The following is a 13,288-nucleotide window of genomic DNA, read 5'->3' on the forward strand; positions in this document are numbered from 1 at the left end:
CGGCGCTGCGCGTGGTCGTAGGCCGGGAGCGTTCGGGCTGGTGAGCAGCCGTGGTGCGGCGGGTGTCCCTGGTGCTGCCGGTGGTGGTGGGTTCGGCGCGGTGCGCTGCGGGAAACCGGTGTTGCGCGGGCGGGGGACCGCGGGTCGTGGTGCGGGGGTGGCCGGGGGCGGCCCCGCGGTCGTCGTGCTGGGGGTGGGGAGATGAGCGGGACCGTCGATCCGGTGCTGGGCGCCGTGCTGCGGGACCTCGCGGCCGAGGGGCGTGAGCTGGAGGCCCTGGTCGCGGAGGCCGACTGGGGCGCGCCGACGCCCGCGCCGGGGTGGACGATCGGGCACCAGGTGCGGCACCTGCACTGGACCGACCGGGCCGTGCTGCTCGCGCTGCTCGACCCCGACCAGTTCCGCGCGATGGCCGCCGCGGTCGCCTCCGACCTGACCGGGGCGGTGGAGCGCGGGGCGTGCACGCCGGTCACGCTGGAGGGCTGGCGGGACGGGCGCAGGCGGTTGTCCTCCGCGCTCGCCGGGGCTCGGGGGCGGGTGCCGTGGTTCGGGCCGCCGATGAGCCCCACGACCATGGCCACCGCGCGGGTCATGGAGACCTGGGCGCACGGGCAGGACGTCGCCGACGCGCTCGGGGTGGTGCGCGCGCCCACCGCGCGGCTGCGGCACGTCGCGCACATCGGGGTCCGCGCGTTCGGGTTCGCCTTCACCGCCAACGGACTGCCTGCGCCGCCGGTGTCGCCGAGGGTGGAGCTGGTCGCGCCGGACGGCGGGCTGTGGACGTGGGGGGACGAGGGCGCCGACGACCGGATCACCGGGCGGGCGCTGGACTTCTGCCTGCTGGTCACCCGGCGCAGGCACCCGGCGGACCTCGCCGTGCGGGCCACCGGGACCGCCGCGTCGGCCTGGCTGCCGATCGCCCAGGCCTTCGCCGGACCGCCGGGCGCGGGCCGCGCGCCCGGCGGCAGCGGCGTGATCAGCGGCGAGACCGGCAGCAGGTGGAGCCGGGAGCGCGGCGCGCGGAACGGCCGCAGCCCGCAGGACTGGGGCGACCGGGATTCCGGCGCCCACAACGGCTTACCGGTGCCGCCCGGTGGCGCTGACCGACCGGGCGGTGCTGCCCCACCCGGTGACACCGACCGACCCGGCGGCACCGACCGACCGGGTGGCACTGCCCTATCCGGTGGCACTGACCGACTCGGCCGCACTGCCCCACCTGGCGGCACTGACCGACCCGGCGGCGCTGCCCCACCTGGCGGCACTGACCGACCCGGCGGCGCTGCCCCACCCGGCGGTGCCGACCGACCCGGCGGCGATGCGGGCGGCCACCAAGGCTTCAGCCGTCCGAGCGCCGACCACCCTGGCGCAGGCCGCCCAAGCGCTGGTCCGCAAGGCGCCAGCCACCCTGGCGCCGACCACCCTGGCGCCGACCACCCTGGCGCCGCCCGCCCGAGCGTCGGCCCGCACAGCGCCGACCAACCGGGCAACCGCCCGAGCGCCGGTCAGCCGAGCGCCGGTCAGCCGAGCGCCGACCACCCGCGCGCCGACCACCCCACCCCCGGCGGTGGTCGCCGGTGAGCGGGGTCCTGCGGGTCGGCAACGCCTCCGGGTTCTACGGGGACCGGTTCTCCGCCCTGCGCGACGTGGTCGTCGGTGGTGGGGTCGACGTGGTCACCGGGGACTACCTCGCCGAGCTCACCATGCTCATCCTCGGCCGCGACCGGCTCAAGGACCCCGCGCTCGGGTACGCCCGCACCTTCCTGCGCCAGCTGGAGGAGTCGCTCGGGCTCGCCCTGGAGCGCGGCGTGAAGATCGTCGCCAACGCCGGTGGGCTCAACCCCGCCGGGCTCGCGGAGCGCGTCCGGGCGCTCGGGCTCGGGGCCAAGGTCGCGCACGTGAGCGGGGACGACGTGCGCGAGCGGTTCCCCCGCGCGCTCACCGCCAACGCCTACCTCGGCGCCAGGGGCATCGCCGCCTGCCTGGAGGCCGGGGCCGACGTGGTCGTCACCGGGCGGGTCACCGACGCCTCGCTCGTCGTCGGGCCCGCGATCGCCCGCTTCGGCTGGGGCGTCGACGACCTGGACGCGCTCGCGGGCGCCACCGCCGCCGGGCACGTGCTGGAGTGCGGCACCCAGGCCACCGGCGGGAACCACCCGTTCTTCACCGAGTTCGACGCCACCGCCCCCGGCTTCCCGATCGCCGAGCTGGAGGCGGACGGGTCCGCGCTCATCACCAAGCGGCCGGGCACCGGGGGCGCGGTCACCACCGACACCGTCACCGCCCAGCTGCTCTACGAGATCGGCGACCCCGCCTACCCCGGCCCGGACGTCGTCGCGCACTTCGACACCATCCGCCTCCAGCCGCACCCGAGGGGCGTGCGGCTGACCGGGACGCGGGGCAGCCCGCCACCACCGGACCTCAAGGTGTGCCTGAACTCCCTGGGCGGCTACCGCAACTCCACCACGTTCGTCCTCTGCGGACTCGACGTCGAGCGCAAGGCCGACCTGGTCCGGCGGCAGCTGGAGGGCGCGGTCGGCGCGGAGGGCCTCACCTGGACGCTCGCCCGCACCGACCGGGTCGACGCCGACACCGAGGAGACCGCCTCCGCGCTCCTGCACGCCACCATCAAGACCCCGGACCCCAAGCGCGCCAAGGGGTTCTCCCGCGCCGCCGTCGAACTCGCGCTCGCCTCCTACCCCGGCTTCCACGCCACCTCCCCGCCCGGCGACGGAACCCCTTACGGCGTCTGCGAATCCGCCTACCTGCCACGGGAATCCGTTCCGCACCAAGCGTTCCTGCACACCGGGGAGGTGGTCGACGCGTGAGAGCGCCACTCGGGCGGATCGCGGGCGCGCGGTCCGGCGACAAGGGCGGCGACGCCAACATCGGCGTCTGGACCCGCACCGACGCCGCCTACGCCTGGCTCCGCGCGGAGCTGACCGCCGCGCGGCTCGGGGAACTCCTGCCCGAGGCGGGCGAGGTCACCCGGTACGAGCTGCCCAACCTGCGGGCGCTCAACTTCGTGCTGCACGGCCTGCTCGGGCAGGGCGTCGCGGCCTCCACCCGGTTCGACCCGCAGGGCAAGGCGCTCGGCGAGTGGCTGCGCGCCCGGCACCTCGACATCCCCGACGAGCTCCTCGACGCCCCACCGGAACCACCCCCGGAACCAGCGCCAGCACCGGCACCGGGACCAGCAGGAGCGGAGCCGACGCCGTGACCACCCTGACCACCGCCGTCGACCCGGACTCCGCCGAGCACCGCGCCAACCGCGAGGCGATGCTCGCCCGCCTCGCCGACCTCGCCACCGAGCACGCCGCGGTCCTCGCGGGCGGCGGACCCAAGTACGTCGACCGGCACCGGAAGCGCGGCAAGCTCCTGGCCCGCGAGCGGATCGAGCTGCTGCTCGACCTGGACGCCCCGTTCCTCGAGCTGTCCCCGCTCGCCGCCTGGGGCACCGAGCACCCGCTGGGCGCGGGCCTGGTCACCGGCGTCGGCGTGGTCTCCGGCGTCGAGTGCGTCATCACCGCCAACGACGCCACCGTGCGCGGCGGCTCCACCAACCCGTGGTCGCTGCGCAAGTCGTTGCGCGCCAACGACATCGCCGCCCAGAACCGGTTGCCGCTGATCGGCCTGGTCGAGTCCGGCGGGGCGGACCTGACCAGCCAGAGCGAGATCTTCATCCCCGGCGGCCGGGCCTTCCGCGACCTCACCCGGCTCTCCGCCGCCGGGATCCCCACCATCAGCACCGTCTTCGGCAACGCCACGGCGGGCGGCGCGTACGTGCCGGGCCTGTCCGACCACACCGTCCTGGTCCGCGACCGCGCCAAGGTCTTCCTCGGCGGCCCGCCGCTGGTGAGGATGGCCACCGGCGAGGTCGCCGACGACGAGTCGCTCGGCGGAGCCGACATGCACGGCTCCACCTCGGGCCTGGCCGACCACGTGGCCCGCGACGAGGTCGACGCCCTGCGCCTGACCCGCCGCGTCGTCGCCCGCCTGAACTGGCGCAAGCTCGGCCGCGCGCCCGGCCCGGTCGACGAGCCGCTGCACGACCCCGAGGACCTGCTCGGCCTGGTCCCCACCGACCTGCGCGTCCCGTTCGACCCGCGCGAGGTGATCGCGCGCCTGGTCGACGGCTCCCGCTTCGACGAGTTCAAGCCCGACTACGGCACGAGCCTGGTCACCGGCTGGGCCGACCTGCACGGCTACCCGGTCGGCGTGCTGGCCAACGCGCGCGGCGTGCTGTTCAGCCAGGAGGCGCAGAAGGCCGCCCAGTTCATCCAGCTCGCCAACACCTCGGCCACCCCGCTGCTGTTCCTGCAGAACACCACCGGCTACATGGTCGGCGCGAGCTACGAGCAGGGCGGCATCGTCAAGCACGGCTCCATGATGATCAACGCGGTGGCGAACAGCCGGGTGCCGCACCTGACCGTCGTCATGGGCGCCTCCTACGGCGCGGGCAACTACGGCATGTGCGGGCGCGCCTACGACCCGAGGTTCCTGTTCTCCTGGCCCAGCGCCAAGTCCGCCGTCATGGGACCGGCGCAGCTCGCCGGGGTGCTGTCGATCGTGGCGCGGCAGGCCGCGGCGGCCAGGGGCGTGCCCTACGACGAGGACGGCGACGCGGCGATGCGGCGCGCGGTCGAGGAGCAGGTGGAGGCGCAGTCGCTCGCGCCGTTCCTGTCCGGGCGGCTCTACGACGACGGCGTGATCGACCCGCGCGACACCCGCACCGTCCTCGGCCTGTGCCTGTCCGCCGCGCACAGCGGCGAGGTCGTCGGCGCGGACCGGTTCGGCGTCTTCCGGATGTGAGGTGCTGATGATCGGCAGACTGCTGGTGGCCAACCGGGGTGAGATCGCCCGCAGGGTGATCCGGGCCTGCCGCGAGGCGGGCGTCTCCCCGGTGGCCGTGCACGCGGACCCGGACGCCGGTGAGCCGCACGTGCGCGAGGCCGACGCCTCGGTGCGGCTGCCCGGCGAGCACCCCGCCGACACCTACCTGCGCGCCGACCTGCTCGTCGCGGCGGCGCTGGCCAGCGGGGCGGACGCGGTGCACCCCGGTTACGGGTTCCTGTCCGAGAACGCCGCCTTCGCGCGCGCCGTGCTGGACGCCGGGCTGACCTGGGTCGGGCCCGACCCCGAGGTGATCGCCGCGATGGGCGACAAGGTCAAGGCCAAGCAGGTGATGCGCCAGGCGGGCGTTCCGGTGCTGCCCGACCTGGACCCGGCCACCGTCGACCGCTTCCCGCTGCTGGTCAAGGCGTCGGCGGGCGGCGGCGGGCGCGGGATGCGGGTGGTGCGCGAGGCCGCCGAGCTGGCCGGGCAGGTCGACGCCGCCCGGCGCGAGGCCGCGTCCGCGTTCGGCGACGGGACGGTGTTCTGCGAGCCGCTGCTGGAGGGCGCGCGGCACGTGGAGGTGCAGGTCCTCGCCGACCGGCGCGGCGCGGTGTGGGCGCTGGGGGAGCGGGAGTGCTCGATCCAGCGCCGCCACCAGAAGCTCGTGGAGGAGACGCCCAGCCCGGCGGTCGGGCCGGAACTGCGGGAGCGGCTGTGCGCGGCGGCGGTCAGGGCCGCCCGCGCCATCGGCTACACCGGCGCGGGCACCGTCGAGTTCCTGCTCGACGACTCGGGCGCGTTCCACTTCCTGGAGGTCAACACCCGGTTGCAGGTCGAGCACCCGGTGACCGAGCTGACCTGGGGCGTCGACCTGGTGGCCTGGCAGCTCGCCATCGCCGAGGGCGCCGGGCTGCCCGACGCGCCGCCCGCGCCGTCCGGGCACGCGATCGAGGCCAGGCTGTGCGCGGAGGACCCGGAGCGCGGCTGGCGGCCCGCGCACGGGGTGGTGCGCCGGTTCCACGTGCCCGGCGACGTGCGGGTCGACAGCGGCGTGGAGGCGGGCAGCGCGGTGGGCGTGCGCTACGACCCGCTGCTCGCCAAGGTGATCGCGCACGGGCCCACCCGCGCCGCCGCCGTGCGCAAGCTCGCCGCCGCGCTGGAGCGGGCCGAGCTGCACGGCGTCGCCACCAACCGCGACCTGCTCGTGGCGGTGCTGCGGCACCCGGCGTTCGGCCGGGGCGACACGCACACCGGGTTCCTGGAGCAGCACCGCGCCGACCTGCTCGGGACGCGGCCGGTGGACGTGCGGCACGCCGCGCTGGCCGCCGCGCTCGCCCGGTCCGCCCACCGCGCCCGCGCGCTGCCCGCCGGGTGGCGCAACCTGCCGTCCCAGCCGGTCCGGGTCGCCTTCGAGCACCGGGGCGAGCGGGTCGAGGTCGACTACCTGCGCACCCGCGACGGGATCGCCACGAGCCTGGACGTGGAGGTCGTCGCGGTCGGGCCGGACGTGGTGCGGCTGCGGCGCGGCGGCGTCGAGACGGCCTGGCCGGTCACCCACTACCCGCCGCCCGACCCGTCCGGCGAGCCCGGTCCCGGCGACCGGGTGGAGGTCGGCCCGGTCACGCTCACCCCGCTGCCCCGGCACCCCGCCCCTGAGCGCCGCGCGCCGAGGGGGACCACCACCGCGCCCATGCCCGGCGTGGTCGTGCGCGTCGAGGTGGCGGAGGGCGCGACCGTCGCCGAGGGCGAGCTGCTGCTGGTGCTGGAGGCCATGAAGGTCGAGCACCGGGTGCGCGCCGAGCTGGCGGGCGTGGTCACCGCCGTGCCCGTCGCGCAGGGGCGGTCGGTCGCCGAGGGCGACGTGCTCGTGGTGCTCGACCCCGCCGGACCAGCCGGAACCGCCGACCCGGCAGACCCCGCCACTCCCGCCGACCCCGAGGAGCAGCCGTGACCGCGTTCACCGAACCCCCCGAGCGCGCCGACCTGCGCGCCGCCGTCGCCGCGCTCGCCTCCCGCTACGGCGAGCGGTACTTCCTCGACAAGGCCCGCTCCGGCGGCAAGACGCACGAGCTGTGGGCCGAGGCCGGGAAGCTCGGCTACCTCGGCGTCGCCGTGCCCGAGGAGCACGGCGGCGGGGGCGGCGGCATCGGCGACCTGGCCGCCGTCTGCGAGGAGCTGGCCGCCGCCGGGTGCCCGATGCTGCTGCTCGTGGTGTCCCCGGCCATCTGCGCCACCGTGATCACCCGGTTCGGCGCCGACGCCCAGAAGGCCCGCTGGCTGCCCGGTTTCGCCGACGGGACCACGAAGATGGCCTTCGCCATCACCGAACCCGACGCGGGCTCCAACGCGCACCGCCTGACCACCACGATCCGCCGCGACGGCGACGACTGGCTGCTCACCGGGAGCAAGCACTACATCTCCGCCGTCGACGAGGCCGACGCCGTGCTCGTCGTCGCCCGCCACGTCGACGCCTCCGGGCAGCGCCTGGCCCCGTCGCTGGTGGTCGTGCCCACCGACGCGCCCGGCTTCACCCGGCACGAGATCGCGATGGAGCTGGTCTCGCCGGAGAAGCAGTTCACCTGCTTCTTCGACGAGGTCCGCCTCCCCGCCGACGCCCTCGTCGGCGACCCGTCCGCCGGGCTCGACCAGCTGTTCGCAGGCCTCAACCCGGAGCGGATCATGGCCGCCTCCTACGCGACCGGCGTCGCCCGCCGCGCCATCGCCAAGGCCGCCGACTACGCCCGCACCCGCACCGTCTGGGACGTCCCCATCGGCGCCCACCAGGGGCTGGCCCACCCGCTCGCCCAGGTGGCGGTGCAGGTGGAGCTGGCCAGGCTGATGACCCAGAAGGCCGCGGCGCTCTACGACGCCGGGCGGGACCGGGAGGCGGGTGAATCGGCGAACATGGCCAAGTACGCGGCGGGCGAGGCGGTCGCCGCGGCGGTGGACCAGGCCATCCAGGTGCACGGGGGCAACGGGCTGTCCGCCGAGCACGGGCTGGGCGCCCTGCTCACCGCGTCCCGGTTGTCCCGAATCGCGCCGGTCAGCCGGGAAATGATCCTGAACTTCGTGGCGCAGCGCACGCTCCGGTTGCCGCGCTCCTATTGACCGAGTTGCGTTTGCCAGGTGCAGATTGGTGTGGAACTGCTCACGCCCATTCCCAGCGCAAGCCCACCACTCCGGGACCGAAGTCCACCGCCACCGCGTAGGCATAGCCCCACGCGTCGACCGGAGTTTCCCGCACTTCGGCGGGTTCGACGTCGGTCAAACCGGAGGTGAATTGTTCGCACCGCGCGGGGCGGCAGCGCGAGTCGTAGCGCACCTCCAGCACGTACTCCTTGACCGTGTGCCGGAACCGCCGGGTGTGCGTGTTGTCGAACGTGGGGTGGTGCGGGGCCACGTAGATCAGCTCGTACTCCACGGCGGTGCGCTCGCCGCGCCGCAGCGGCCGGTCGAACAGCAGTTCGGCGATCATCAGCCCGTTGCGCGGGTCGGTGGCCACCCGGCCCAGCGAGCAGCCCCGCAGCGTGCCGATGACCGGCAGCGGGTCGCCGGGGAGGCGGGTGTCGTAGCCGAGCAGGACCCGGTCGACGCCACCGCGCTCGGCCCGCAGGACCTGCCGCGACCGCACCCGGCGGGTGCTGCCGTCCATGGCCAGTTCGACCTGGTCGCGCAGGCTCAACCGGGTCAGGTCGTGGTCGGAGCTGGTGTCCACGTCGGCCAGCAGCTCGGCCATCGGCTCGGACGCGGACGCGTCCGCCACCCAGCCCAGCGGGCTGGACGCGGGCACCGGCCTCGGTCGCGCCTTGCCCCTGGGGCGGGGCGGGCCCAGCAGGGACCGCAGGGCGCCCTCGCCGAGGTCGAGGATCTCCTCCAGGTGCGCCAGGGCGGTCAGCGAGTCCGGCCGCTCCGGTCTGCGCCGACCGGACTGCCAGTAGCTCAGCGCCGCGATGCTCACGGTGCTGCCCCGGCCGCGCAGCCGGTGCTGGATGCGTTCCAGGCTCAGCCCTTTGGCGCGGATAGCCGTCCGCAATGCGCAGGCGAACGGGTCGCCGCCCCCGCCGATCCTGCCCGGATCACCCACCGGTGATTCCCGGCCGACGACTTGCGCAGACATCTCCACTCCCGTGCTCGCGCGAACAAGACAAGGCGAGTGACGGTATCGTGCTAAAACGTCCGATCGGTACAGCCGATCGGGTTTCCCGGTGTGAATTGAACCGTATCGGCGGGGCAAATAGCACGCGCCGCGGACGTTTGAATTCTCATTAACAGAGGTCGTGTGAAGGCCCTGTTCCACTCCGCCCGCAGCACTGCCGCTGGGGCGTCCGGCCGCTTCCCGACCAGGGGAAACGCACCTACTGTCGGTGACGCGGGGTGATCGGACGCACACCCCGCGCGGTCGGTCGGGCTCCACCCCTCAAGCCGCACGCGGGGTCCGTTCCGCCGCCTCCCTGCGAACGACAGGACCACCTGCCATGCGCAAGAACACCCTCGCCGCCGGTGTGGCGGCGGTCACCGTCGGGCTGGCGCTGACCGCTCCACCCGCCCAGGCGGCCCCCACCGGGACCGTGCTCGCCGAGGGCTCGGCGCTCGCCGTGCCCGGAAGCTACGTCGTGCAGCTCAAGGACCCCGAGCTGTCGGCCCAGGACGTCACCGCCTCGGCCCGCGCACTGGCGGCCCGCTACGGCGGGCGCGCCGACCGGGTCTACAGCGCGGCCCCGCGCGGCTTCTCCGCGCACCTGACCCCGGCCGCCGCCCGCAGGCTCGCCGCCGACCCGGCGGTCGCGCTCGTGGAGCAGGACCAGCGGTTCACCGCCGCCGCCACCACCCAGAGCCCTGTCCCGTCCTGGGGCCTGGATCGGATCGACCAGCGCTACCTGCCGCTGGACAACTCGTACACGTACACCAGCACCGGCCTCGGGGTCGACGTCTACGTGATCGACAGCGGCGTGCGGGTCGCCCACCCCGAGTTCGGCGGCCGGGCGGTCGACGGCTACGACGCGGTCGAGAACGACAACACCGCCCAGGACAGCACCGGCAGCGGCACGCACACCGCCGGGATCATCGCCGGGACGATCCACGGCGTCGCCAAGCAGGCCAGGATCATCGCGGTGCGGGTGCTCGACAACGCGGGCTCCGGCACCACCGCCGGTGTCATCGCGGGCATCAACTGGACCGTCAACCACTACGTCGGCAACGGCCGGGCCCGCCCCGCCGCGGTCAACCTCGGGCTGGGCGGGGTCGCCTCCACCGCGCTGGACAACGCGGTCGTGGCCTCCACCAGCCAGGGCCTGACCGTCGGCGTCCCGGCGGGCGACAGCAACGCCAACGCCGCGTCGCACTCGCCCGCCCGCGTGGCCTCGGCGATCACGGTCGGCGCGACCACCAGCACCGATGCCCGCACCTCGTTCTCGAACTACGGCGCGGTCCTCGACCTGTTCGCGCCCGGCAGCGCCATCACCTCGACGGGACTCGGCTCCACCCCCGTCACCCGCGGCGGCACCTCGGTGGCCACCCCGCACGTGGTCGGCTGCGTCGCCCGCCACCTCCAGGCCAACCCGACCGCCACGCCCGCCCAGGTGCAGGCGGCCCTGATCTCCCACGCCACCCCCGGCATCGTCGCCGCGCCGGGAACCGGCTCGCCCAACCGGCTCCTGCACTGCCCCCCGACCCTCTGACCCCCGTCCCCCGATCGAGAACGAGGTGAACCCCGTGTCCCGCACCCCCGTCCCCCTGCTCGCCGCCGCCCTCGCGGTCGTCGCGCTCGCCACGCCCGCGTCAGCCGAGGAAGGCCGGGTGCTCTCCGCCGCCTCCCCCGACGCGGTCCCCGGCAGCTTCATCGTCCAGCTCAAGCCCACCGCCTCCGCCGCCGACTTCGACGGCTCCGGCGTCCGCGCCCCCGGCGTGCGGGCCGAGCGCGCGCTCGAAGGCGCGTTCCACGGCTTCACCGCCCGCCTCACCGACCGCCAGGCCAGACGCCTGGCCGCGCACCCCGACGTCGAGCTCGTCGAGCAGGACCAGGTCATCCGGCCGTACGCGGTCCAGACCAACCCGCCGTGGCACCTCGACCGGCTCGACCAGGTCGCCCTGCCGCTGAACGCCCAGTACGGCTACACCACCACCGGCCAGGGCACCCGCGCCTACGTCGTGGACACCGGCGTGCGGATCACCCACCAGCAGTTCGGCGGCCGGATCTGCGCGGGCTGGGACGTGGTCGAGAACGACGAGGTCGCCCAGGACCTCAACGGCCACGGCACGCACGTCGCCGGGCTCATCGCGGGCAGCACCTACGGCGTCGCCAAGAGCGCCAGCATCTGCCCCGTGCGGGTGTTCGACGCCACCGGCTCCGGCACCACCGCCGGGGTCGTGCAGGCGGTCAACTGGATCCGGCTCAACGCGGTCAAGCCCGCCACCGCCAACTTCAGCCTCGGCGGCGCCGCCTCCGCCGCGCTCGACAACGCCGTCCAGGCCCTGATCACCTCCGGCGTCACCGCCTCGGTCACCGCAGGCGGCAGCGGCGGCGACGCCGCGAACCACTCGCCCGCCCGCGTGGCCGCCGCCATCACCTCCGGCGCGACCACGAACACCGACGCCCGCGCCCCGTACTCCAACTACGGCTCGATCGTGGACGTCTACGCGCCCGGCCAGTCGATCACCTCGGCCTGGCACACCAGCGACACCGCCACCAACACCCTCAGCGGCACGTCCATGTCCACCGCCCAGGTGACCGGCGTGGCCAACCGCTACCTGCACGCCAACCCGACCGCCACGCCCGCCCAGGTGCACGGGGCGATCGTCTCCTGGGCGACGCCCCAGCCGTGGGGCGGAAAGCTGCTCCACTGGCCGCCGCAACTCTGACCGATAGGGGGGTGGACAGCCGTTGCCCAGGATCGCGCAACGGCTGTTCACCACCCGTTAGCAGATGCCTCGGCATGTGAGAAAGACCAGGTCAAAGCACTTATTAACCCCCCGACAACTGGCAATCTTTCACTCTTCCGGGCGGACGTACTTTCTTCCTAGAGTCGATAACCGTAAGCGAGGGCAAGGTGGCACTGCGTGACAACCGGTCCCTGCAAAGCACCGGTTCGTCGTGTGGTTCCACCCATTCGAGAAACGGACACCGCATGTTGGAGTCTCGACACCACCGGTACCTGGCCGGCGTCGGAACCGCCGCGCTGCTCATGGGCGTCATGGCCACCCCGGCCAGCGCCGCCACCGGTGAGATCCTCTCGGCCGACGCCGAGAAGAAGGTCCAGAACAGCTTCATCGTGAAGCTCAAGGACGGCTACGCCGCGACCTCCTCGGCCGACGCCCTGACCTCCAAGCTGACCTCCCGCTTCGGCGGCAAGGTGACGCACACCTACAGCAGCGTCAACAGCTTCGCCGTCTCGCTGGACGAGTCCGCCGCCAAGCGCCTCGCCGCCGACCCGTCGGTCGAGTACGTCGAGCAGGACCAGGTCTTCAGCATCCAGGCCACCCAGGCCAACCCGCCGTCGTGGGGCCTCGACCGCATCGACCAGGTGTCGCTGCCGCTCAACTCCTCGTACAGCTACACCTCCACCGGCTCCGGCGTGAGCGCCTACATCATCGACACCGGCGTCCGCATCGCGCACAACGCCTTCGGCGGCACCGCCGTCAACGGCTACGACGCGGTCGACGGCGACACCGTCGCCCAGGACGGCAACGGCCACGGCACGCACGTCGCCGCCAACGTCTCCAGCGCCTCCTACGGCGTCGCCAAGGCCGCCAAGATCGTGGCCGTGCGCGTGCTCGACAACGCGGGCTCCGGCACCACCGCAGGCGTCGTCGCGGGCATCAACTGGGTGACCAACAACGCGGTCAAGCCCGCCGTCGCCAACATGAGCCTCGGCGGCGGCGCGTCCACCGCGCTGGACAACGCGGTGGCCTCGTCCATCAGCTCCGGCGTCACCTACGCGATCGCGGCGGGCAACAGCAACGCCAACGCCTCGTCGTACTCGCCCGCCCGCGTGGCCTCGGCCATCACGGTCGGCGCGACCACCAGCACCGACGCCCGCGCGTCGTACTCCAACTACGGGTCCGTCCTGGACATCTTCGCGCCCGGCAGCTCCATCACCTCGGCGTGGAACACCTCCAACACCGCGACCAACACCATCTCCGGCACCTCGATGGCGACCCCGCACGTCGCGGGCGCCGCGGCGCGCTACCTGTCGACCAACCCGTCGGCGACCCCCGCGCAGGTGGCCAGCTACCTGACCAGCACGGCGACCGCCAACAAGGTCACCAGCCCCGGTTCCGGCTCGCCGAACCGCCTGCTGTACCTGCCGCCGAGCGCCTGACGACCCACCGATCGCACCGAGGCCGTCCCCGAACGGGGGCGGCCTCGGCCGCGTCCGGTGGCCGCGCGGGTGTCAAGGGGGATGTGGTTCGCGTCGACGTCCGCCGATGACTAGCCTTGGCGACCACAGCAAACGCG

Annotated in this window: 8 protein-coding genes and 1 pseudogene; 8 read left to right on the forward strand and 1 reads right to left on the reverse strand. The window is 74.4% G+C overall.

All coding sequences use genetic code 11. The annotated features are described in order from the left end of the window. Positions 1 to 201 precede the first annotated feature (201 nt). From CNX65_RS38135 to CNX65_RS08550, 5 genes and pseudogenes are all read left to right on the forward strand, one after another. The gene (locus CNX65_RS38135; RefSeq protein ID WP_096492276.1) at positions 202 to 1,578 is read left to right on the forward strand and encodes a TIGR03084 family metal-binding protein; all 1,377 of its coding nucleotides are present in this window, start codon (positions 202 to 204) and stop codon (positions 1,576 to 1,578) included. Further along, positions 1,575 to 3,217 (forward strand): annotated as a pseudogene (locus CNX65_RS08535) (acyclic terpene utilization AtuA family protein). The gene CNX65_RS38135 and the pseudogene CNX65_RS08535 overlap by 4 nt, the downstream one beginning before the upstream one ends. Then, a complete protein-coding gene (locus CNX65_RS08540; RefSeq protein WP_096492277.1) occupies positions 3,214 to 4,809 on the forward strand; it encodes an acyl-CoA carboxylase subunit beta in 1,596 nt (531 codons plus the stop codon). The pseudogene CNX65_RS08535 and the gene CNX65_RS08540 overlap by 4 nt, the downstream one beginning before the upstream one ends. A gap of 7 nt (positions 4,810 to 4,816) precedes the next feature. Further along, positions 4,817 to 6,784, forward strand: a complete 1,968-nt coding sequence (locus tag CNX65_RS08545; protein ID WP_096497686.1) for an ATP-binding protein — start codon at positions 4,817 to 4,819, stop codon at positions 6,782 to 6,784. Continuing rightward, positions 6,781 to 7,941 (forward strand): acyl-CoA dehydrogenase family protein, encoded by a 1,161-nt coding sequence (locus CNX65_RS08550; RefSeq protein WP_096492278.1) that lies wholly within the window; start codon positions 6,781 to 6,783, stop codon positions 7,939 to 7,941. The genes CNX65_RS08545 and CNX65_RS08550 overlap by 4 nt, the downstream gene beginning before the upstream one ends. 40 nt (positions 7,942 to 7,981) lie before the next feature. On the opposite strand, the gene CNX65_RS08555 is transcribed toward CNX65_RS08550, so the two are convergent. Beyond that, positions 7,982 to 8,950: a hypothetical protein gene (locus CNX65_RS08555; RefSeq protein ID WP_015800552.1), complete on the reverse strand. Its 969-nt coding sequence runs from the start codon at positions 8,948 to 8,950 to the stop codon at positions 7,982 to 7,984. 358 nt (positions 8,951 to 9,308) lie between these two features. On the opposite strand from CNX65_RS08555, the gene CNX65_RS08560 reads away from it, so the two are divergent. From CNX65_RS08560 to CNX65_RS08570, 3 genes are all read left to right on the forward strand, one after another. Beyond that, the gene (locus tag CNX65_RS08560; protein ID WP_096492279.1) at positions 9,309 to 10,511 is read left to right on the forward strand and encodes a S8 family peptidase; all 1,203 of its coding nucleotides are present in this window, start codon (positions 9,309 to 9,311) and stop codon (positions 10,509 to 10,511) included. A 34-nt stretch (positions 10,512 to 10,545) separates the two neighbouring features. Beyond that, a complete protein-coding gene (locus tag CNX65_RS08565) occupies positions 10,546 to 11,691 on the forward strand; it encodes a S8 family peptidase (RefSeq protein ID WP_096492280.1) in 1,146 nt (381 codons plus the stop codon). A 266-nt stretch (positions 11,692 to 11,957) separates the two neighbouring features. Further along, positions 11,958 to 13,151, forward strand: coding sequence for a S8 family peptidase (locus CNX65_RS08570; RefSeq protein WP_096492281.1), 1,194 nt, complete (start codon positions 11,958 to 11,960; stop codon positions 13,149 to 13,151). Positions 13,152 to 13,288: the final 137 nt, after the last annotated feature.

It is taken from the genome of Actinosynnema pretiosum, from assembly GCF_002354875.1.
In the GTDB taxonomy this organism is placed as follows: domain Bacteria; phylum Actinomycetota; class Actinomycetes; order Mycobacteriales; family Pseudonocardiaceae; genus Actinosynnema; species Actinosynnema auranticum.